Origin of the sequence: Parabacteroides sp. HGS0025, from assembly GCF_000969845.1 — a bacterium.
GTDB lineage: Bacteria > Bacteroidota > Bacteroidia > Bacteroidales > Tannerellaceae > Parabacteroides > Parabacteroides gordonii.
On sequence record NZ_KQ033902.1, the window covers coordinates 1453110 to 1474982 of the forward strand.

Here is a 21873-nt window from a genome sequence, read left to right on the forward strand (position 1 = left end):
AGATGGAAAATACGATTATAGGAACAAAAACAGTTCGTTGGAGAATTGCTTTATTATTATGTCTGGTTTCCGGGTTGAATTGTCTGGACAGAAATACATTGGCGATTTTGGCTTCTACCATACAAAAAGAGCTTCATTGGACGGATGCTGATTATGCAAATATCACAGCAGTATTTGTCTTTAGTTATACTTTGATGTATGCATGTAGTGGGCGGATAATCGATCGCATCGGCACTCGGAAAGGCTTTGCTATTTTTGCCGGAGGATGGTCGTTGGTCAGTATGTTGCATGCATTTGCCGGTTCTATAACTCAATTTGCGGTCGTTCGTTTTTTGTTGGGCATTACTGAGTCTGCTAATTTCCCAGCGGGAGTTAAAGCCTGTAGTGAATGGTTTCCTTTGAAGGAGCGTGCGTTGGCTATTGGATTGTTTAATGCTGGAACGGCTATTGGAGCTGCGTTGGCTGTACCGATTGTTTCTTTTTTGGCGTTTCATTTCGGGTGGCGTATTTCTTTTCTGGCAACAGGTTTCCTAGGGTTTATCTGGTTGTTCTTTTGGCTTAAATATTATCATTTGCCGCAGAAACATCCTCATATCTCGAAAGAGGAGAAGGAGTTGATTTTATCGAATGATGAATCTACGACATTTGATACACAAACTAAGGTTAGCCTGAAACAATTGCTGTCGAGAAAAGCAACCTGGGGATGCTTTTCCGCACGTGTTTTTATTGATCCGGTGACTTATTTCCTATTGTTCTGGATTCCTAAATATTTGCAGGATGTACAAGGCTTTTCTTTAACAGAGTTAGGTGTAACGGCGTGGCTACCTTATACTGCGATGGGAATAGGAACGATATTAGGGGGCATGTTCCCCAAATTTCTGATTGATAAATATAACTGGTCATTAAATAAGGCCAGAAAGACGGTTATGCTTGTAGCTTCTTTAATTATTCCGGTGTTATGCTATCTTTTGTTTTCCGGTGCTACCCCGTTTGTTGCTGTCGGTTTGATTTCCGGAATAATGCTTGCTCATGGGTTATGGGCAAATATAACGATACCTTCCGAAATATATCCTAAAAGTGTGCAGGCTACTATCACGGGGATAGGGGGAACGTTAGGGGGGATAACAAGTGTTGTGTCTCAGAAAATAATAGGAGTGACCGTTGGCGTTTATTCCTACTTACCGATCTTTATTTATATCGGTGCAGCTTATCTAACGAGTTATATCCTGGTCTCTTTTCTGGTTGGTCGGCTGGGGGAGATCAGACAATTTAAAAATGTTGAATAGTTTAAGATTAGAAATATGAAAGTAAAAAGAAGTTTATTTGTTGTTTTGTGTATGTCGTTATTCTGTTTCACCTCTTTTATATCAGGGCAGAGTGTAGTTAGTATTTCAATTCCGGATCAGCTGGATGATATTGATCCCATGATTTATGGGCAGATGCTGGAGGATTGTAACGATAGTGTGATTTATGGGGGACTGATCAGAGGGGATGGTACTGAACATCCTGTTGTAAATGATCTATTGAAACCACTTAATATGCCAATTGTTCGTTGGCCGGCCGGTACTTATATACATGAGTATAATTGGGAGAATGGGATCGGTCCGAAAGAAAGTCGACCGACAGTTGATTGTATTTGTTGGGGTGGACAGGATACAAACATATTCGGAACAGATGAATTCCTTCAATGGTGTAAAAGAATAGGAACTGTGCCATATATTAATTTCAATATGAGTAATAATCCTAAATATGCAGGTTCCCTTGGAGATGCGTTGAACTGGCTTGAATATGTCAATGGTTCAGCCAATACGGCTTATGGAATGAAACGGGTGCAAAATGGGCATCAGCGACCATATAATGTGAAATATTGGTGTATAGGTAATGAAAATTATGGCCCTTATGGGGTACATAAGGCGGAAACAGCTGAAGTTTATTCAGATAAATTGTATCAGTGGGCTAAAACAATCCGTAGTCTTTATCCTGATTTGAAGTTGTTGGGAGTAGGACATTTATATGGTTGGAATGATACTGTCCTCTCTAAAAACGGTGCATTGATCGATTTCCTTACATTACATTATTATATGGGGGCACAAATAAAAGAGAATGTTTTAATGGACCCGGCATATACTATATTTGCTCCGGCAAAGGTTGAAGCCAATATAAAGAAAAGTGCGGAGCGTCTGGGAAAAGAAAACCAACGACTAAGAAGAACAGACTGTCCGATACGATTCAGTATTGATGAATGGAATAACAGACATGCCGTTTATGATGGTGTGAAGTTTGGTTTTACCAGAAAAGATAGCAGGCGGTTGTTTGATGTAGCGACAGTGGCTGGAATGTTGAATGTATTCATCAGGCAAAGTCCTGCGGTTGGAATGGCAAATTATATCTTCCCTGTAAATGGTCATGGCTTAATTAAAACTGTCGGGGATGATGATGCTTACAAAACACCTGTTTATTTTGTGTTTGAATTATACCGGCATTATATGATAGGGAAAAAGATAGATATGGAAATTAATGGTTCCGGATTGTCTTTACCTTTAAGTAAATTGAAAGTTGAGGGTGATATTAATCGCGATGTAAATGAGGAAATGCAGGAATTAAAGTTTATTGATGGAGCAGCAGTTTTAACAAAAGAAGGAAATATAAATATAACTCTGATAAACCGTTCACATGAAAAAGGACAGAAGGTAAAAGTAAATGTACCTGACGGATATTTTGTGAAGAATGTTTGGACTCTTGAAGCAGATGATATCAATGTAGCAAATGTGAGTAATGATAGAAACCGGATTGTCCCTAAAAAGACGGAGATTAATTCTAAAAAGAGCCAGATGGATCTGACTCTTTCTCCGTGTGGTTTTTCTATGATACAGTACTCAAAAGTAAAATGAGAAATAAGTCCATCGACTATAAGCCGATGGACTTATTTTATAACATCCCCAACCCTTCAAACATCCCTCTGTAAACCGCCGCTTTCTCATCCAGCGGTTTGGGATAGGCGCGGGAGGAGGAGGGCATACGGTATAATCTGAATGTCCGGTCTAATAGAGTGAAGGTTGAATATGAACCGACTTTGGGTTCCTCGGTAGGAGGGAGGACAGACAGAAGTGTGTCCATCGCCTTCTGGCCGGTTACGACAATCGCTTTACAATCCGGTATCTGCGACAGAACTTCTTCGGGGTTGATCGGTTTGATTACTTGCAGAAAATTATCAGAAGCATTATTCTTCAGACGGATGATTTCGACAGCCGTATCTCCGATCCCGATCCCTTTCTCCCGGCAGAATGCCCTGGCTTTTTCTTCACTAAAAGCCTTTTTGGTTTCGAGAAAGTATTCTTTGTTATTATAGAACAACAATCCCAGGATACGCCACATATCGTTCTGGATATTCGGGTAATAGAAATTCATCGACCAGCGTTGCATAGGAGGGGGAAAACTACCCAACATAAGCAATTTAGTCTGTTCGGGGAGAAAGAACCCCAGCGGATGTAATTCTGATACCATTGGCTTTCTGTTATTTATCTTTTAATTGTCTGTTGTTTCTTACTATGCATTTCTTCGGCAAAAGCATCATATCCGATTGCTTGTATCCTTCTGATACATGCCGGACGATCCGAACGGAACAGGACAGCAAAGACTTTGCCTATGAAATTGTTGAACTTCTTGCATTCGTCGATAGAACTGATCGTGCAGTCTGCACAACTCTTATAATTATGTTCGATATTACACGACCGTATTTTACACCATTCCGCTTTCGTATTTGCTTTGCATCCCGGACATTGGCCTTTTACAAACTTACGGCAGGCTCCGCAATAGAGTCCGCAGGCAGCAACATGCTCCGCACTTGGTTGATATGTCAGATTCTCCATTCGAAAAGTGAATTAATAAGATGATTATTTGTCTTTTACCGATTCTTCCCATTCACTGACCTTAAAACCAACCAGCACCTGATCTTCACTGACCAATAAAGGACGCTTGATCAGTTTACCGTCGGAAGCCAGTAACTCGATCTGTTCCTTGTCACTCATTGAAGGAAGCTTGTCTTTAAGTTGCATCGCTTTATACACCAGACCGCTTGTATTAAAGAAGCTCTTCAGAGGAAGTTTGCTTCGTCCGATCCATTCAGCCAGTTCTTCCGCCGAGGGATTCTGGTCTATTATATGACGGTCGTCATAAGCCACCTTGTGCTCATCCAGCCACTTTTTGGCATTCCGGCAAGTGCTGCATTTCGGATATTCTAGAAAAAGATACTTCATGTCGGCAGTGTTTTATTTATCTTTCTTGCGTTGGTTCTTTGCATCTTCCTTGGCAAGAAGGACTACATTGTAAACAAAATCAGTCATCCATTCTTCCGAGTAACCGAGTGTTTCTTTATATTTACGGATGCTCCATGCTGTTTTTTGTACGCTTACCTCTTTCCACTCTGAACGTGTTACGATCTCATGGATTGTTTTTGCTGTCTGATTGTATAACAACTTTTTTACCAGCATGGAGAAGCGGAACTTCCACTGCATCAGATTATCCAGCAAAGAGAACAGGTCGTTGCAGAAGCCCTGGAACAGGAAGAAGTACGATTTGATATCGTTCTGCGATTTGCAGTTCTTTTTCACTGACGCTTCAATCTCTTTAAAGAAGCTTTCTTTCATGCCATAGTCTTGCATCAATATCTTGCGGACACGTGATTTCTCGGCAATACCCGGTTTGTTATTTTGTGTAGGGATCTTCAACATCCGTTTGAAAAGCGCCATATCCGACAGCATATTGATGTTGGTTATACCTAGTTGTACAGCCATGACTGCTTGATAATAAACGCGGATCAGAGAAACGAATTCTTCAACGGAGCCTTTTGACGATGCTTCTGTTTCTTCTTTCTCTTTCTTGAAAAGTTTAGAAATTATGTTCATGTGTATTTGTTATAAAATAATTACGGGGACAAATATAGTAAAACTTGTCCCCGTTTCAGTCATTCTATTCAATTCTCTCTACTGTTATTTCGGGAAATTCTTCCATAAACAGGAGTAATTTGTTGTCATCCGTACTTTTCTTTGCCTTTATAACTATTGTAACAACGTAAGTGTCGGCGTTCGAATGGCTGACTTTTTCCATTTGATAGGAGACGAGCATATAGCCTCTATCGTTCAGTTCCCGGGTAACCTTTTGTATAATGTCTTTTTCATCGGTCGAAAATACGATCATTGAACTTTTCATTCCAAGGCTTTTAAAGATAAAGCTCAATAATTCCAGACCGATCAGAGTCAGTATTGTTGCCGCCACTCCGATACCATACATCCCTGCTCCGATAGCCAAACCGATTCCGGCAGTAGCCCAAATCCCGGCAGCCGTTGTCAGTCCTCGTACAAACTGTTTTTGTATGATGATAGTTCCTGCACCGATGAAGCCGATGCCACTTACTACCTGTGCGGCAACGCGGCTCGGGTCGAGTGAGACACTGTTTTCCAGGATAACCTGCTGGAAGCCATACTGCGACACGATCATGATGAGCGCACTACCCAGTGAAACCAGGAAATGCGTGCGGTAACCGGCTTCTTTAGCCCTGTATTCCCGGTCAAGTCCGACTACGGCCCCCAGGACACCTGCAATAAACAGTCTAAGTATGAAATCCCATAGCATAATTGTATCCTCCTTTTGATTATAATCCCAGTACTACATTCTGGATAATATAGACTCCGGCCCCTGCCAGATATCCAAGGAGTGCAAGTAACGAAATATTTTTGAGATACCAAATGAAATTGATGCGTTCCAGTCCCATCACGACAACTCCGGCAGCAGATCCGATGATTAGCATACTGCCGCCTACTCCGGCACAATAAGCCAGGAATTGCCAGAAAACGCCATCCTGTACGAAATGGGACATATAAACGGGGTCGGCAGCTGTTGCAATCATAGCTTCTGTTGCCACCGGATACATACCGATAGCTCCGGCTACCAGAGGTACGTTATCGACGATGGATGATAAAGTACCGATAATCATATTTACAGCATATACGTTACCGACAGTGTCATCCAGCCAGAGGGCAAAACTTGTTAAGACACCGCTGCAACGCAAAGCATCGACTGCCAGTAATATCCCAAGGAAAAACAATAATGTAGCCCCGTCTATCCGGCGGACTATCTTTGATAAACGGAGTTTTATATCTTCGTTCACGATATTCCGCTTATACATTAATTCTGTATATACCCACAAAATACCGACTCCCATTAAGATACCCATAAACGGAGGCAGGTGAGTGATTGTTTTAAATATAGGTACAAACACAAGACAGAATACGCCAAGGATTAAGATGGAGAGCTTTTCTTTATTCTTTAATTCTTTGAGTAGTTCATCATTCTCATTGTAAGTAAATGCATCGGGAGGAGTGACTTTCCCATGCAGGAAACGCATCATGATCAATACCGGCACAGCTGCTGATACCAAGCTCGGCAGAATCAGGTGGGGAATAGTCGAAGAGGAGGATATGTTTCCTCTTACCCATAGCATGATTGTCGTAACGTCGCCGATAGGAGACCAGGCACCACCACTATTGGCTGCTATAATGATAACGCTGCCAAATACCCAACGCTCTTTGTAATTACCTAATAATTTCCGCATAAGCATAACCATAACGATTGAAGTCGTCAGGTTATCGAGTATGGCTGACATGAAGAATGTGATACAGGCTACTAACAATAATAGCTTTTTCTTTTGGTTGGTTTTGATGCGATTGGTAATGAACATGAACCCTCCGTGTGCATCGATCAGTTCAACGGTGATCATTGCTCCAATTAGGAAGATCAAAGTCTCTGCGATTTCTCCTATACTGTCCAGTACCTGATGTTCGACTACAAAACGGGTACATTGTTCCACGAAAGGCAGCGCGGCTATAGCCGGATGCGAGTCCAGAAATTCTTTAAAAGTTTCGGCAGAAGCAGATGGGATAAGATCAGGAGCCGCGAATGTGTATAACACCCAAAGTATTGTCCCGGTAAGTAGGGCTGTTCCGGCTTTGTTTACTTTCAGCGGATGCTCTAAAGCAATACATAGATATCCGACTAAAAAAACAAAAATCATCACTGTCAACATGGTAATTCTTCTTTTTCTTTTTAATATTAGTTAATACTCGCAAAAGTAGGAATAATATAGGATTAACACACATTTTAAATGAAATGTTTTCATCAATCAGGACTATTCGTCGATAGATGCGAACAAATAAGTTTCAGGGGGTGGGTGTTTTATGTATAATGTGGCTATTGTATCATATAATATAATACAAAATTCTCTTTTGAGGGATAAAAATAAAGGTATTACCTTTTTCAGGTAATACCTTGAATAGAGTGAGCGGTAAGCGGGGTTCGAACCCGTGACCCTTAGCTTGGGAAGCTAATGCTCTACCAACTGAGCTACTACCGCGTTGGATGATGCAAAAGTATGTAAATCTTTTCTTTTTTAGTACCTTTGGCGCAAAAATATTTTATCAAATATGAAGAAAGAAAAGCTTACGCTGATTAAAGTCGGTGGAAAGATCGTGGAAGAAGAAGAAACTTTGCAAAGTTTGCTTTGTGATTTCTCTCAGATAGAAGGATTTAAAGTGCTGGTACACGGTGGCGGACGTTCGGCAACTAAATTGGCAAGCCAGTTGGGTATCGAAAGTAAAATGGTTAACGGACGCAGGGTGACAGATGCTGAAACACTGAAAGTGGTCACTATGGTGTATGGCGGCCTGGTTAATAAAAATATTGTAGCTGGTTTACAGGCTTTAAATGTGAACGCTTTAGGATTGACAGGCGCCGATATGAACCTGATGCGTTCCGATAAACGACCGGTAGCGGAAGTGGATTATGGTTTTGTCGGAGATGTAAAAGAGGTGAATGCCGATTTACTCGCATCCCTTATCCATCAGGGTATTGTTCCGGTATTGGCTCCGCTTACACATGATAAACAGGGGCATATGTTGAATACCAATGCAGATACGATTGCTGGAGAGGCGGCCAAAGCATTGGCTAAGCATTTCGATGTGACACTGGTCTTTTGTTTTGAGAAGAAAGGGGTATTGAGAGACGAAAACGACGATGAAAGCGTTATACCGGAGATAGATCGTATTGCTTTCAAACAATTGGTGGAGCAAGGTATTATACAAGGAGGAATGATTCCGAAACTCGAAAATTCGTTTCAGGCTATCGATGCGGGAGTGAAAGAAGTTATTATCACGCAAGCTTCAGAGATCCATTTAGGCAAAGGCACAAAAGTTTCTTAAATATAAAAAGAGGAAAGTCCTGAAGGCTTTCCTCTTTCTTTTTATTATAAGCTTCTTACTTTTACATTGCGGAACCAGATCAGTGAATCGCCATGCTTTCCCTGTAGTCCGATATAACCTTTTGTCGGTAATTCAGCAAAAGGTTTGGGTAACCAGCTGGGGATTTCGCTGCCATCCGGGTTTACTGTGCCCGAAGTCCATTTACTCATATCCATTTCAGTCACTTTTTTACCATTGAGAATAACTGTGATATGTTGTCCGGCACATCTGATACGCATATGGTTCCATTCTCCGGGTTTCTTTACCACTTTATCCTGTTTGGCACCCAGGTGACCATAGATAGCACCGCACTTTTCAAAAGGTTTGCCGTTTCCCCACTTTTCACAATGGTCGTCTGCTATCTGGATTTCCACCGAGTTTGGAATCCAGTCTTTCGTATCGGTACAATAAATAACAACGCCACTGTTTGTGCCTACGTCTGTTTTGAAATCCAGATCCAGCTCAAAGTTTTCATATTCGGTTTTAGTCCATATCGACTCGTCCTGCACAGCGGCAAGTACACCATCCGTCATGCTCCAGATTTCCGGGTTGTAGCTGGCATCGGATAAGTTTGTACCGAAAAGCGGTTGCCATTTGTTCTTGTCGGCAGCAGAAACACTCAGGGTACTAATAATGCCCAGCAAAAGAATTGAGAAATAAAATAATCGTTTCATGTTATTGGATTTTAAGATAAAATAATTAAAGATCCAAAGATAGATATTCTGTTTTAAACTAGAGATAAAATCCGGATAAATTCAATAATGCTTTTTGATTGATAGTAAAATGATGTTATTTGTGTAAAAATCAATTGTTTTTATTGTTGTTTTGTTTTATTTTATTATTTTTGTCTCATGGGGCTGGTAGTCTGTTCTAACTGAATTAAATGTAAGCAGGATATAATACAATAATATATATTGGTTGAAAATTATTAAGTTGAGTAGGGAAATTACAGGCATTATAATAACTAATTTGTAAGAATTTTATAGACATACCACGCCTGTATATATAATAAGGGATTGCTCGGGATGAGTGATCCCTTCTTCTTTCTAGTGGATATGTTTAAGTTTTATAAAGAAACTGTTTACCTTTGGGCGTACAAATAAAAGAAGATGAAAGGGAATAATATAATAGTTGATTTGCGTAACGTAGTTACCCGCTTGCCGGAGCTTCGTTTTGCAGAACCGTTTAACTGGTCGGTCAAAGAAGGGGAACAATGGGCTGTAGTCGGCCCTAACGGTTCAGGGAAAACCTTGATTGCTGATATGATGCAACGTAAATTTGCATTGAAAGAAGGTGAAATCACTTTCGGGTATGATGATAAAGTCAGTAACCTGGTGAAAAGTATCGCGTTTAAAGATATTTATTCGTTGGCGGATTGTCGGAATACATATTATCAGCAACGTTGGCATTCAACGGAAACGGATGAGGTTCCTACCATTGAAGAAATACTGAAAGAGTATGCCGGAACGGAGAACCTGAGCCAGATACTTTCTTTTTTCGGAATAGAAGATTTACTTCCCAAACGGTTGATCTTTTTATCCAGCGGTGAACTTCGTAAGTTTCTGATCGTACGTTCGCTGTTGACCCGGCCGCGGATATTGATACTGGATAATCCGTTTATCGGTCTGGATGCCTCTTCAAGAGATGTCCTGATAGATTTGTTGCAGCAAATGACGAAACTGGAAAATGTACAGGTCATTTTACTCCTGTCTAATCCGGATGATATACCGGAAATGATTACGCATGTTTTACCTGTACATGACCGGATCTGTTTTCCTCCGGAAACGCGTGCGGACTTTATTGCACATACAGGTTTGCTTACCCAGCTTTTCCCGGATCACTCATCCGATATCCCGTTACCTGCATCGGAAAAGGTATCCTCAACCCATGACGTTACGTTCCGGATGGAGCATGTTTCTATAAAATATGGAAAGCGGACTATTCTGAAAGAGCTCGACTGGGAAGTGAAGAATGGAGAGAAATGGGCTTTGTTTGGGCCGAATGGAGCGGGAAAATCAACTTTATTAAGTTTAATTTATGCCGATAATCCTCAATCTTATGCAAATACATTATATTTGTTTGACCGGAAACGGGGATCAGGGGAGAGTATCTGGGATATAAAGAAACGGATAGGCTATGTTTCTCCGGAGATGCATTTGTTCTATATGGAGAATGTTCCGACATTGAACATTGTAGGTTCAGGTTTCTTTGACTCGATCGGATTATATCGTAAATGTACTGCCGAACAACAGGCGATAGCGTTTGACTGGATGCGTGTGTTTGGGATCGAGATATTAAAAGACCGTTCTTTCCTCACATTGTCATCGGGGGAACAGCGATTGGCGTTGTTGGCTCGTGCTTTTGTAAAAGATCCTGATCTGATCATATTGGATGAACCTTTACACGGGCTTGATATCAGTAATAAGAAGAGAGCTGCGCGGATAATAGAACAGTTCTGTTCACGGCCGGGTAAAACGTTGATCTATGTCACCCACTATCCGCATGAGCTTCCGCAGTGTGTGGATAGACGTTTTGAATTGGTAAAACATGCTTAAAACCACAATGCCATGAAATTGAAAGTCGCAGCTTTTTGGCTGGTCATATTTGCTGCTTTGTTCGTCTTTCTGCAGGAGTATAGTAAATATCATTTTTACTTTATCGAGCAGATCCAGTTGTTTCAGTTTACCTGGGAATATATTTCAGAGAAACTGATCATTCCCGGTGGATTTGCGTTAGCTCTGTCTGAGTTTTTGGTTCAGTTTTTTATCCTGCCATATGCAGGAGCAGCCATTACAGCAGGGTTATTAGTTATTGCCGGGCTTGAAATAAGGGGAATTGTACGACGGATCGTACCGGATACGAATATGTTTCTGCTTTATCTTATTCCGGTCGCTCTGATCATGTTTATCCATTTTGATTTTAATTATCTTGTTTTCGGAACGGTGGCGCTGGATATAATGCTTTTAGCATTGTATTTATGTGTACGTATGTCGAATGACAAATGGAGGATAGGAGCAGAGATATTGTTAACGCCTATCCTTTTTGGATTAATAGGAGCAGCGGCCTTTTTATTTTCCATATTAGTTGTCGTTTATGAGTTGTTTAATAAAACTCCGAGATGGTATTGGAGCTTGTTATCCTGTGCTTTGGCTGTTTTGTGTGGTGTATGCAGTGTCTATTTAGCTGCTTTAGGCGAGTATCGTTTTGCTTTTCTGCCTGATGCTTATTACCATACCGCTTTGCATCCGAAGCCCGTTATCTATTATTCGTGGATATCGCTTCCTGTTATTCTGGTTATTTCGTTTGGACTGAAACGCAGGCTGAAGCCGGTTGGCAAGAAACTTCTGATTGTTGGTGGAATAGCGCAAGTTGTAATGCTGTTTCTTTTATGTTGGTGGGGAGTTCCTCAATATGGCGATAAAAAATCAATCAAAGTAAAAGAACTGGACTACTATGCAAGGACGGAACAATGGGATAAAATCATTGAAGAAAGTAAGGGGAAGCTTACTAATTATCTGAACATGTGTTATTTGAATCTGGCTTTGGCACATAAGGGGGAGTTGGCTGACCGTGCATTCAGCTTTGATCAGAGAGGAGTACAGGGACTGATGGTTTCCTGGAATCAAACAGAACAGATTTCCATTCTGCTGAGTGAAATTACTTTTGTGATGGGTAATTCTGCATTGGCGCAGGAGATGGCTTTCGAGGCATTTGCCACTTCTGTAGGAGAGGGCAACCCCCGCATATTGAAAAGACTGGTGCAAACTAATCTTATTTATGGAGAATATCCGGTAGCAGAAAAATACATTAATGTGTTGGAAAAGACGAGTTGCTATAGTTCCTGGGCTAACGGGCAACGTAAGTTTTTATATAATGATGCCGAGGTTGAAAAAGATCCGATTCTGGGAACAATGCGTAAATGTCTGTCAAAGGATAATTATTTGTCGGAACTGAACAATATGGAAAAGGATCTGCGGGTAATTGCTGAAACGAACCCCTCAAATAAGAATGCAATTGAATATTTGGGACTCTTTTTCTTGATGTCAAAGGATATGGCAGGCTTTAAGAGTATGGTGGAGCATTATTATGGTACTGATGTTTTACCCACATTGCCCAAATCGTTTCAAGAGGCAGTAATCACTTTGTCGGAGACCGAACCGGACTACTGGAAGCGTTTTGATATATCTCCTTCTGTCATGCAACGGTTTGCTGAATATAAAAAACAGGTTTTGGCAAATAGAAACAATACAAATGCCTTGCCCGGCTTGATGAGGAGAGCTTACGGAGATACTTACTGGTTTTATTTTATGTTTAAATGATCGGATGAGATATGAATAGAAATTATAAATATATGGTGTTGCTGGCTCTGTTTATGTCCTGTTCGGATTCAGTTCAGATTAACAATAAACTAAGTGAAAAGCCTGTAATTAATCCGGATTATACGGATGTGACTGTCCCGGCAAATATTGCTCCGTTGAACTTTTCATTGACGACCCCGTATGAAGAAGCTCGTGCTGTTTTATCTTCAGCTGATCAGAAAATAGAGGTGAAAGCCAAAGGCGGTCAATTCGTAATTCCGGCTTCCAAATGGAAGAAACTGTTACAGGCGGCAAGCGGCAATACAGTGGATGTAACCGTACAAGCAAAAGATAAAGGCCAATGGGTTGAATATGCTCCATTCAAATTATATGTGGCAACAGAACCGGTTGACCCTTATATCGCTTATCGGTTGATAGCCCCCGGATATACCTTATGGAATAAGATGGGACTTTACCAACGTAATTTGGAAAACTATACGGAAACGGCTATTATTGAAAATAAAATGAGTGGCAGAAATTGTGTGAACTGTCATTCTTTCTGTATGCAGAATCCGGATAAGATGCTTTTCCATATGCGCGAAACATATCCCGGAACGATCCTGATCGACGGTGATAAGATAGAAAAGCTGAATACTAAAACGGAGCAGACGATTTCGTCCCTGGTATATCCTTCCTGGCATCCTTCCGGAAAATATGTTGCATTTTCGGTAAATAATACGAAGCAAGGATTCCATATGAATGACAGGAACCGGATCGAGGTGTTTGATGAAGCTTCGGATGTTGTTGTGTACGACGTGGAGAAGCATGAGATAGTTACTACCGGGAAGCTGTTTTCGAAAGAAGCTTTTGAAACATTCCCTACATTCTCTCCGGATGGAAAGACTCTCTATTTCTGTACGGCTGGTGCGCGTCCTATCCCGAAAGAGTTCTCCGCGATCAAGTATAGTTTGTGTTCTATCGCTTTCGATCCGGATACCCGGAGCTTTGGATCTGTAGTCGATACATTATATAATGCAAATACTGCAGGGCAGAGTGTTTCTTTCCCTCGTGTATCTCCTGATGGAAAGCATTTAATGTACACTGTCTCCGGATATGGAAATTTCTCAATCTGGCATAAAGATGCAGATCTGTATATGGCTGATCTTTCAACAGGAGAAAGCGTTCCATTGGATATTTTGAATAGTGATGATGTGGAAAGTTATCACTCATGGAGCAGTAACAGCCGTTGGGTGATATTCAGTAGTCGCCGGATAGACGGATTATATACCCGTCCTTATATCGCTTATATCGGTGAAGACGGCAAAGCCTGTAAACCATTCTTATTACCTCAGAAAGATACGGAGTTTTACGACCGCTTTATGATGTCATATAATATTCCGGAATTTATTACCGGAAAGGTGAAAGTCGGAGGTCGGGTATTAGGCCTGAAGGCGAAAGAAGATAAAGGTATAGATGTGAAGTTTGCTAAATAAAAAATCCGATGACCCTATAAACGTTTATAGGATCATCGGATGTGAGTTTATACGGTTGTCGTATGTGAGTATATACGGTGACCGTATAACTGTTTATAGGATCACCGTATTGAATTTTGTTTATCGGCTACCGCCTGCCCACCAAACGTTTTCAGTAAATACATATTGACCGTTGCCATATGCATTTTCTACATTGGGGTTAGAGCTTACTTCGTCACTACCGTAAGGTGCACGTAACGGGAATTTACCCGGGTTTTCAAAACTGTAAATGTCATTACCTTCTGCTTTTAAACGACGAACATCATTATAACATTCTGTTGATTCACCGTTAGCTCCCCAAAAAGCAATATACTTTTGAAGCATTGTTTCTTTTAAAGGATTAGCTGTAAACAACGGAGCTACTTCTGTATCGAAGTAGTTTTCTGCATCTGCTGCTGTCACAGCGCTGGTTGAGTTGGCTTTAACAGGAACTGAAGCGTTGTCTAATGCAGAAGCTACGCTTACTTCCATGTTCATCAAACCGGCAACAACTGCGCTTTTTAATGCTGCTTTTGCTTCATCCAAACGGTTTAGTCTTACCAAAGCTTCTGCTTCCAGGAATTTTACTTCATGGAAACTCATAAACATAGTAGGAGCTGTGGCAGCCATCAGGAAGATAGAAGTATTATAATACTCCTGTTCCTGTTGAGGCTTACCGTTAGGAGCCATCATAGATAAGAAGCTTTCTTCTTCTCCGGTTAATTGTTTACAGTAGAAACCTTGGGCATCCAGACTCTCATCTGCAAAGAGTGCATCAACGAATGCACGGTGAACGCGCGGGTCGTTGCGGGCAATAAGCTTTTGTGTCAGGCTGGCACTTGCAGCTGTATATTCGCGGCTATTGAAGAAGTCATACAGCGGGTTAAGATTTGCAACACCGTCATAAACATTAAATGCAGCTTGTTCACTTGCGCTTTGTGCTGCGTTTTTGCAACATTCCAGAACAGTGTTTAAAGCAGCAGTTTTGTCTTCTGCTACATTTAATGTGTGCATAGTATAACGGGCTTTCAAGCCATAGGCCAGTTTTAGCCATTTGTTAGCATCGCCTTTGAATAATATATCCTGAGCTCCGGCTTTTCCTGAAACATGTGTGTCACCTTTAGGCAGATCTTCAATGGCAGCATCCAGATAAGCAATGATTGCTGTGTAAATATCTTTTTGCTTGTCTATTTCCGGATTCATGAACTGAGGTTTACCGTTATCTAATTTAGGTAAAGCTGCCTGGCTGAAAGGAGTATCTCCAAAAGCGTCGGCTAATAAACCAGCATTGATTGCAGCAAGAACTTCTCCCATACCTTTTGTTGTATAGTTTCCGGGTTGAGTACCTTCTTCAGAGCATTTATCAATGATGATTCGTGCATTTTTTAGTGAACTATAAGTATTTCCCCAGATATTATTAAAAGTGGAAGATGAGTATACTTCAGAAACACGAGTCTCTGCATTATATAACTGATTGAAAATACCTACTTCATTTTCAACATAAGAAGAGAAATAGTGATTAAAATCCCCTCCGATATTACTGAAAGCTGTAGATGTTATCGCATCTGTCAGGATGAATTTAGCATCAATGTTATGCGGATTATCGATATCCTGATTGATCTTGTCCATTTTGTCTTCGGAGCAGGAGAACAGAACTCCGGCTACTAAAGCGACAGACAGATATGTCTTAAATTTATTATATGTAATTTTCATATTACTCTTGTTTAAAATTTGAATGTTAAACCAAAACCATAACTAGAGCTTCCCGGCATAGAGAAACGTTCAAATGCACCAGCCATGTTGTTGTTACCTAATGTTGCTTCCGGATCAAGACCTGGTAATTGAGACCATAGGATAATATTACGTGCAAATACGTTTGCAGAAATATTTAAGTATGATTTTTCCAAAATAGGATAGCTCAAAGAAATTTCACGCAATTTGATGAATGAATTGTCATAAATACTAGCTTCGTCAATAGCATTCATTGCGTTGAAATAGTCATAAGCATTTTCTCCTTTGATCTTGATGTCGTTTGGAGAGTAAGAACCATCGGCATTTTGTTTAACAGCTGGCTTTTCGAATAAGAAATCAGACATATTGCGATAATCGGCTGAACGCTGAGTTACGCCATAATAGTCAAGAACCCCTAATGTACCACTATAGATTTGTCCTCCCTGTTTCCAGTCTAATACAGCAGATAAACGGAATTTGTATAATTCGAATGTCGTGTTGAAGCCCAGACGGAAGTCGGGAGAGACACTACCGATAACCTGAGGTTCTCCGGCTTGAGGTAAACCATTTGCGTCTACAACGATCTGGCCGTCATCGTTACGTAAATAACCGGAACCGTAGATTACCGGGAATTTATCACCAATACCAGCACGTACCTGCGGAGTTACGAAACCACCCAACATAATGCTGTTTACACCTTCTGCCAGTTCATCAACATAGTTGTCGATTTTTGAGAAGTTGAAACCGAAATCCCAATAAATGTTCTTTTTCTCGATCGGTTTAATTGTCAATGTAATTTCGTGTGAGTTTGTATGAATTGCACCACCGTTAGTAATCATTGAGCTATAACCGGTAGAGGTTGACAAAGGCACTTCAAAGATCTGGTCTTTTACATTCTGACGAGAATAGGTGTAGTTCAATGAAACCAAACCATTCAGGAATGTTAAGTCTGCACCTAATTCGTATGATTTTGTGTTCTGAGGTTTCAGGCTCGGGTCATATATTTTGTAATAAGGAATATATGATGTTGTTGAACCGAACGGATACTGGATAGGAGTACCAGATGAGAATCCACCGCCATAAGCTGGAGTATAATAGAAGTTCTCGAAGTATTCGCCAGCCATACCAACCTCTGCATAAGAAGCACGTATCTTACCGAAAGTAAGGATTTCGTTGTCCTTCAAAGGAGAAAGTTCTGTGAAGATCCAGCCTAAAGATACGGAAGGATAAGTAAATGAACGATTTCCACGAGGCATTGTGGAAACAATGTCGTTGCGGACAGTAGCATTGAAATACAACATGTTTCTCCATGATAATGCCAGGTTTGCGAAGTTACCAACCGTACGTTTTTTTGTTGTACTTTGTTCAGCCTGGAAAGTTGTTGCGTTTCCGATATGATTCCATCCAGGGAAGTTAAAGTTGTATCCTTTGCCTGTAGTGATTCTCGTTGATTTATTTACAAGTTCATTACCATATAATACATTTAAATCCAGATCCGGCATAATCTTCCAGTCGTAGTTCAATGTAAACAAAGAGTTCATTTCTGTAATATGGTAGCTATCCTGTCTTGAGTAACCAGTTGAATAACTTTTATCACCATATCCGTATACGTCAGAATAGATAGTACTGTAAGCGTCTGCACCCAATTGATATTTGGCTGTTAATTTATGATCTTCGCCGAATTTTGTATCATATTGTGCGTATGTATTACCAAAGAAACGCTGTGAACGTTCTGTAAAAGAGTTATTATCGCAAGCCCAATAAGCATTATTAAATGTTGTAGGACGATAGTTATTCTGTGTATAAGGGTCGCCTTCTACATGAGAAGGGATACCATTGAAGTCATAACTAGGAGGTGTACCATAAATAGTGGCAACGACACCTTCGTTACCTGCACTTTGTTTTCTGATCTTTGAAGTGATGAAATTACCACTGAAACCGGTTGTCCAATGACTATTTAAATTAGCTGTAGCATTCAATTTTGCATTGTAACGATCCATTCCTGTGTTAGGTATGATACCTTCAGATGTGCTGTTACCTAAAGAGAATGAATAGTTTCCTTTGTCAAATGCTTGTGAAACGTTTACATTGTTGCTCCATGAAACACCTGTGTTGAAGAAATTCTTTGCATTATCGTAACCTTGTGGAACAGCCCAAGGATCCAATCCGGCAGCGGCACGCTGAGGCACATAATACATACCTTCGTGTTTACCATATTGCTTAGTGTAAGCATTGTCTGTGTTACCACCATAGTTCGCATCATTTGCTAATTCAGAGATCTTGGGTCCCCAAGCCAATGAAGTACTGGGAGAGTAAGCTCCTCCGCTACCTTGTGCATATTCTTTTTGGAAGTCAGGAAGGGTTGAAACTTTGTCGAACGACAGGTTTGATGTTAGTGTAATAGAAGGTTTTCCTTTTTTCGCTCCTTTACCACTTTTAGTTGTAATAACAATAACACCATTAGAAGCACGCATACCATAAAGAGCAGAAGCTGCTTGTCCTTTCAGAATATTGATACTTTCAATATCGTTCGGGTCTAAATCGACAGCGCGATTGGCGAAGTCGGCACCGGCCACACTACCCGTGTTTCTTTTATCTGTATCGATATCGGCAGCAGATGAAATAGGCATACCATCGATAACATACAAAGGTGTATTATCGCCTGTGAAAGAACGGACACCACGGATTGTGATTTGTGAAGAGGCTCCCGGCATACCAGATGACGGAGTAATATCTACACCCGATACTTTACCTTGCAATGCAGAAGAAATGCTTGTACTAGCTGCACGTGTTAGATCATCACCTTTTACATCCTGAACAGCATAACCTAATGCCTTTTTCTCTTTCGAGATACCCATCGCTGTTACAACAATTTCGGAAATATTCTGAGTATCAGATGCTAATCTAACGTTAACAACCGATTGAACAGCTACTTCCTGACTCTTCATCCCTACGTAAGAAACTACCAGAGTCTTTGCAGAACTAAGTTATATACAACATGCTGATTATCAATTAATTAAAAAATATGGTAAATTTCTTATTTAGAATTAGTTATATCCCTATTAAAGGTTTTAACCAGATTACATACAACAATAAACAGCTAATAATCAGTGAAATAATTATATTTATAAACAAATAAGGTAGAATATGAATATATCAATTATATTACCCATATTCTACCTATTTTTGTTATCCATTTATTCTTTTTGGATAGAATAAAACAGATAAGATCTATTTAAACTTTTGTAAAAACTTTCGGATTGGTATCTGTTTTATTCCTTCAAAAGATGTACCTTCAATTTCATCCATTGTGATAACCATTTTGGGATAATTATCTTTTATAGCTAAAAGGTTACCAAATTCACGTTCATGAGTTTTAGGCTCCATTACTGAATAAGCAACTTGAACATATATTTTTTCTCCATCTTTCTCTCCCACAAAATCAATTTCTTTCTCCCCGTCTCTGCCGACCGATAAAGTATATCCATTGACAAGAAGATGATGACAGACTACATTTTCCAAAACTTGAGCTATATCATTCGGACGAAAAGGACGGATTGCATGGCGGATACCCAGATCCTCAAAATAATATTTTTCACCTATCTGAAATTGGCGTTTCCCTTGAATATCTGTTGGGCGTAACCTTTTCACAAAGTAAGCATTATTAAGATATGTCAGATATTCCAAGATCGTTTTAGGAGGTAAATCTACGCGTTGAGACTTAAGATATTCACTTATTTTATTGGCAGAAAATAAATTACCTATTGTATCCGCCAGATACACTGTTAAGTCTTGCAGTTGTCTAACATTTCTAATATTGTATCTGTTTACTATGTCTTTCAGAATAATTGTATCATAAATACTCCTTAGATAATCAGATACCAATAATTCATTGAACGGGAGATTGATTAAATATGGCAATCCGCCAAATTTATAGAACTTTGTAAAAGAATCAGAACTATCTTCCAACTTATGAAATTGCAGAAACTCATTGTAAGTAAGGCTATATACTTTGAATTCAATATAACGTCCGCTTAAATATGTAGCCAGTTCACCGGAAAGCATGTTCGCATTACTACCCGTACAATATATATCATAACTTCCTTCTGCAAAAAAATGACGTAATGCTTTCTCAAAGCTTATGATATCCTGCACTTCATCAATGAATAAAAAACATTTATCAGCAAGATTTTTACGCTGCAATGTTACATATTGTATCAGATCTGAATAATCTTTTAAGCTATCAAATTCAAACAATTCTTTGTTGATATAAATAAGGTCTGCCGAAGGATATGATAAACGTATATCGTCCATCAACTGGAAAATAAGAAAACTTTTCCCAACACGGCGTTGTCCGGTCAAGACTTTTATCATTTGTGTGTTTACAAACGGCTTGATACGATCAAGGTATAATTCTCTTTTATAAAATTCCGGTGTTTTCATTTTATTACTTATAAGTAAAACTTTCCGTAAAGATATTAGTTTTATTTCTTATAAGAAACAATAATAACGAAATAAATGCACTTAAACATTAAACTTTATCTCTAGTACAAGATCGTAATAATTTTAGGAAAAGGGGAAGGTCTTTGTTGTTAAGAGAAAGGAATAGAGTCAAGTCCTGAATATCCGTTACGGATTATCCAGGACTTGATATTGTCTAATTAATAATTCGGATTTTGAACCAACTTACCACCTGAGACATTTATTTCTGTCATAGGCATAGGCAAAATAGTACGATAATCGTCCGACTTTATTTCTCCGGCAAACTTATTCGTTACAGACTTGCCATTTCTCCAATAATCCCAGGATGTATGTCCTTCTGTAAATAGTTCCAGTCGTCTTTCCATCAGGATATCATCTAATGTAACAGATGCTACATCTGCGTAACCAGTGATACGATTCTTACGAAGTGTATTTATATACTGAGCAGCATCTCCGGCACTACCATTCTTCAATGCACATTCTGCAGCGATCAGATAAATTTCTGACAATCGGATTACTTTAGGATTGTTGACATAAATCTGTCCGTCACGTCCTCTATACTTTTGAGGATAAAATCCGTTGTAACTGTTCTCTGTTTCTTCTGCTACAAGCTGAGTCCTGACATCATTCGGACGGGCATCTAATTCCGCTTTAAAACTTTCAGTAAATGCACATTCACCATAACCTTTTGCATGAGTATAGTAACCAAGAGAGTTACGCTGAGCATTATATATAGAAGTTGTCAGGATTTCAAACATAGCTTCATTTGTACCCTCTTTATCCCATACAGAAACATATTCATCTATCGTATATAATTTATAAGGAGAAGAGGCTATGATTTCTTTGCAATCATTCAGTGCTTCAGCATATTTCCCTAAATACAGATAAGCACGTGCACGAATACCCAAAGCAGACCAATAGTTAATATGCCCCTGGTTCTTGTCTTTTGTCAAAAGGGGAAGTGCTGTATTCAAATCATTAATAATGAAGTCGTAAGTAGCCTGTAATGTAGCTCTCTCACCAACATAATCTGTTGCAAACACCTGATCTGACAAAACAATACCTAAACCATTCATATCACCTGTAGTTGGTAATTTAGCGAACATACGTGCCAAGTCAAAATGATATAAAGCGCGCATTGCATACAATTCCCCCTGAAGGTTTGCAATATCACCTTCCAGATTCTCAGAAGCAGCCAAGACACTATTGATTCTTGCCAGTGAAACATAGAAAACCTTGTAAAAACTAAATACTAACGAATGGTTTTTATCCAGTTGATACCGATACATCGGGCCTGCATGATTCACAGTAGAAATAGATTGAAAATCTCCTCCACGTAAATCTGCGAATAACGCAAAGTCGCCACCATAAGATCCAACCTCCGTTGCCTGATATGCATAAACACCGTTTACGGCATTCTGTAAATCATCCACCGAAGTAATAGCTTCATCTACCGGCAAGCTTGTTCCCGGTGTTTTTTCCAGGACATCGCTACAAGCTGCGGTCAACAGCATAAATGCTAAACTAACCAAATATATTTTTTTCATATTCATTATCTGT

General features: G+C 39.8%; 17 protein-coding genes and 1 tRNA gene. 6 read left to right on the forward strand and 12 right to left on the reverse strand.

What is annotated here, in order from left to right:
• The first annotated feature begins 2 nt into the window (after nucleotides 1-2).
• Together HMPREF1212_RS05405 and HMPREF1212_RS26255 are read left to right on the forward strand one after the other, a co-directional pair.
• Nucleotides 3-1286, forward strand: coding sequence for an MFS transporter (locus tag HMPREF1212_RS05405; RefSeq protein ID WP_028727419.1), 1284 nt, complete (start codon nucleotides 3-5; stop codon nucleotides 1284-1286).
• A gap of 15 nt (nucleotides 1287-1301) precedes the next feature.
• Entirely contained in the window at nucleotides 1302-2891 is a 1590-nt protein-coding gene (locus HMPREF1212_RS26255) for an alpha-L-arabinofuranosidase C-terminal domain-containing protein (protein WP_081693300.1), read from the forward strand.
• A 37-nt stretch (nucleotides 2892-2928) separates the two neighbouring features.
• Here HMPREF1212_RS26255 and HMPREF1212_RS05415 read toward each other — a convergent pair whose 3' ends face one another.
• The 7 genes from HMPREF1212_RS05415 to HMPREF1212_RS05445 all read right to left on the reverse strand — a co-directional run bounded on the left by HMPREF1212_RS05415 (nucleotide 2929) and on the right by HMPREF1212_RS05445 (nucleotide 7408).
• A complete protein-coding gene (locus HMPREF1212_RS05415; protein WP_046148681.1) occupies nucleotides 2929-3504 on the reverse strand; it encodes a uracil-DNA glycosylase family protein in 576 nt (191 codons plus the stop codon).
• 14 nt (nucleotides 3505-3518) lie between these two features.
• Nucleotides 3519-3869 (reverse strand): DUF3795 domain-containing protein, encoded by a 351-nt coding sequence (locus tag HMPREF1212_RS05420; protein ID WP_044191978.1) that lies wholly within the window; start codon nucleotides 3867-3869, stop codon nucleotides 3519-3521.
• A 24-nt stretch (nucleotides 3870-3893) separates the two neighbouring features.
• Nucleotides 3894-4256 carry an arsenate reductase family protein gene (locus HMPREF1212_RS05425; RefSeq protein ID WP_046148682.1) on the reverse strand — a complete coding sequence of 121 codons (363 nt, stop codon included), beginning with the start codon at nucleotides 4254-4256 and terminating at the stop codon, nucleotides 3894-3896.
• A gap of 12 nt (nucleotides 4257-4268) precedes the next feature.
• Nucleotides 4269-4904: a hypothetical protein gene (locus HMPREF1212_RS05430; RefSeq protein ID WP_028727424.1), complete on the reverse strand. Its 636-nt coding sequence runs from the start codon at nucleotides 4902-4904 to the stop codon at nucleotides 4269-4271.
• Between the two features lie 64 nt (nucleotides 4905-4968).
• Nucleotides 4969-5631, reverse strand: a complete 663-nt coding sequence (locus tag HMPREF1212_RS05435) for an MgtC/SapB family protein (protein WP_028727425.1) — start codon at nucleotides 5629-5631, stop codon at nucleotides 4969-4971.
• A gap of 19 nt (nucleotides 5632-5650) precedes the next feature.
• Nucleotides 5651-7081 carry a sodium:proton antiporter NhaD gene (gene nhaD / locus HMPREF1212_RS05440; RefSeq protein WP_046148683.1) on the reverse strand — a complete coding sequence of 477 codons (1431 nt, stop codon included), beginning with the start codon at nucleotides 7079-7081 and terminating at the stop codon, nucleotides 5651-5653.
• A 254-nt stretch (nucleotides 7082-7335) separates the two neighbouring features.
• Nucleotides 7336-7408, reverse strand: a tRNA-Gly gene (locus HMPREF1212_RS05445).
• 70 nt (nucleotides 7409-7478) lie between these two features.
• Between HMPREF1212_RS05445 and argB the strand changes: the two genes are divergently transcribed.
• Nucleotides 7479-8252, forward strand: coding sequence for an acetylglutamate kinase (gene argB / locus HMPREF1212_RS05450; RefSeq protein WP_046148684.1), 774 nt, complete (start codon nucleotides 7479-7481; stop codon nucleotides 8250-8252).
• A gap of 44 nt (nucleotides 8253-8296) precedes the next feature.
• Here the strand turns inward: argB and HMPREF1212_RS05455 are convergent, their stop codons facing one another.
• A complete protein-coding gene (locus HMPREF1212_RS05455) occupies nucleotides 8297-8965 on the reverse strand; it encodes a 3-keto-disaccharide hydrolase (RefSeq protein ID WP_028727436.1) in 669 nt (222 codons plus the stop codon).
• Nucleotides 8966-9400: 435 nt separating this feature from the next.
• On the opposite strand from HMPREF1212_RS05455, the gene HMPREF1212_RS05460 reads away from it, so the two are divergent.
• The 3 genes from HMPREF1212_RS05460 to HMPREF1212_RS05470 are packed head-to-tail and all read left to right on the forward strand — an operon-like array spanning nucleotide 9401 to nucleotide 14082.
• On the forward strand, nucleotides 9401-10846 hold the full coding sequence (locus tag HMPREF1212_RS05460) for an ATP-binding cassette domain-containing protein (protein ID WP_046148685.1): 1446 nt from the start codon (nucleotides 9401-9403) through the stop codon (nucleotides 10844-10846).
• A 12-nt stretch (nucleotides 10847-10858) separates the two neighbouring features.
• Nucleotides 10859-12610 (forward strand): DUF6057 family protein, encoded by a 1752-nt coding sequence (locus HMPREF1212_RS05465; RefSeq protein WP_028727438.1) that lies wholly within the window; start codon nucleotides 10859-10861, stop codon nucleotides 12608-12610.
• A gap of 11 nt (nucleotides 12611-12621) precedes the next feature.
• Nucleotides 12622-14082 (forward strand): TolB family protein, encoded by a 1461-nt coding sequence (locus tag HMPREF1212_RS05470; RefSeq protein WP_046148686.1) that lies wholly within the window; start codon nucleotides 12622-12624, stop codon nucleotides 14080-14082.
• Between the two features lie 120 nt (nucleotides 14083-14202).
• Here the strand turns inward: HMPREF1212_RS05470 and HMPREF1212_RS05475 are convergent, their stop codons facing one another.
• The 4 genes from HMPREF1212_RS05475 to HMPREF1212_RS05490 form a co-directional block, all read right to left on the reverse strand.
• On the reverse strand, nucleotides 14203-15813 hold the full coding sequence (locus HMPREF1212_RS05475) for a SusD/RagB family nutrient-binding outer membrane lipoprotein (protein WP_046148687.1): 1611 nt from the start codon (nucleotides 15811-15813) through the stop codon (nucleotides 14203-14205).
• Between the two features lie 11 nt (nucleotides 15814-15824).
• Nucleotides 15825-18800 (reverse strand): SusC/RagA family TonB-linked outer membrane protein, encoded by a 2976-nt coding sequence (locus HMPREF1212_RS05480; protein ID WP_082099829.1) that lies wholly within the window; start codon nucleotides 18798-18800, stop codon nucleotides 15825-15827.
• Between the two features lie 262 nt (nucleotides 18801-19062).
• Entirely contained in the window at nucleotides 19063-20274 is a 1212-nt protein-coding gene (locus HMPREF1212_RS05485; RefSeq protein ID WP_046148689.1) for an ATP-binding protein, read from the reverse strand.
• 218 nt (nucleotides 20275-20492) lie between these two features.
• Entirely contained in the window at nucleotides 20493-21860 is a 1368-nt protein-coding gene (locus HMPREF1212_RS05490; protein ID WP_046150241.1) for a RagB/SusD family nutrient uptake outer membrane protein, read from the reverse strand.
• Nucleotides 21861-21873: the final 13 nt, after the last annotated feature.

Bases quoted from the DNA above. Each gene is read 5' to 3' on its own strand.
- HMPREF1212_RS05435 (WP_028727425.1), bottom strand. From the start codon at position 5,631: ATGCTATGGGATTTCATACTTAGACTGTTTATTGCAGGTGTCCTGGGG.
- HMPREF1212_RS05430 (WP_028727424.1), bottom strand. From the start codon at position 4,904: ATGAACATAATTTCTAAACTTTTCAAGAAAGAGAAAGAAGAAACAGAA.
- HMPREF1212_RS05455 (WP_028727436.1), bottom strand. From the start codon at position 8,965: ATGAAACGATTATTTTATTTCTCAATTCTTTTGCTGGGCATTATTAGT.
- HMPREF1212_RS05470 (WP_046148686.1), top strand. From the start codon at position 12,622: ATGAATAGAAATTATAAATATATGGTGTTGCTGGCTCTGTTTATGTCC.
- argB (WP_046148684.1), top strand. From the start codon at position 7,479: ATGAAGAAAGAAAAGCTTACGCTGATTAAAGTCGGTGGAAAGATCGTG.
- HMPREF1212_RS05425 (WP_046148682.1), bottom strand. From the start codon at position 4,256: ATGAAGTATCTTTTTCTAGAATATCCGAAATGCAGCACTTGCCGGAAT.
- HMPREF1212_RS05475 (WP_046148687.1), bottom strand. From the start codon at position 15,813: ATGAAAATTACATATAATAAATTTAAGACATATCTGTCTGTCGCTTTA.
- nhaD (WP_046148683.1), bottom strand. From the start codon at position 7,081: ATGTTGACAGTGATGATTTTTGTTTTTTTAGTCGGATATCTATGTATT.
- HMPREF1212_RS05405 (WP_028727419.1), top strand. From the start codon at position 3: ATGGAAAATACGATTATAGGAACAAAAACAGTTCGTTGGAGAATTGCT.
- HMPREF1212_RS26255 (WP_081693300.1), top strand. From the start codon at position 1,302: ATGAAAGTAAAAAGAAGTTTATTTGTTGTTTTGTGTATGTCGTTATTC.
- HMPREF1212_RS05460 (WP_046148685.1), top strand. From the start codon at position 9,401: ATGAAAGGGAATAATATAATAGTTGATTTGCGTAACGTAGTTACCCGC.
- HMPREF1212_RS05420 (WP_044191978.1), bottom strand. From the start codon at position 3,869: ATGGAGAATCTGACATATCAACCAAGTGCGGAGCATGTTGCTGCCTGC.
- HMPREF1212_RS05485 (WP_046148689.1), bottom strand. From the start codon at position 20,274: ATGAAAACACCGGAATTTTATAAAAGAGAATTATACCTTGATCGTATC.
- HMPREF1212_RS05490 (WP_046150241.1), bottom strand. From the start codon at position 21,860: ATGAAAAAAATATATTTGGTTAGTTTAGCATTTATGCTGTTGACCGCA.
- HMPREF1212_RS05415 (WP_046148681.1), bottom strand. From the start codon at position 3,504: ATGGTATCAGAATTACATCCGCTGGGGTTCTTTCTCCCCGAACAGACT.
- HMPREF1212_RS05465 (WP_028727438.1), top strand. From the start codon at position 10,859: ATGAAATTGAAAGTCGCAGCTTTTTGGCTGGTCATATTTGCTGCTTTG.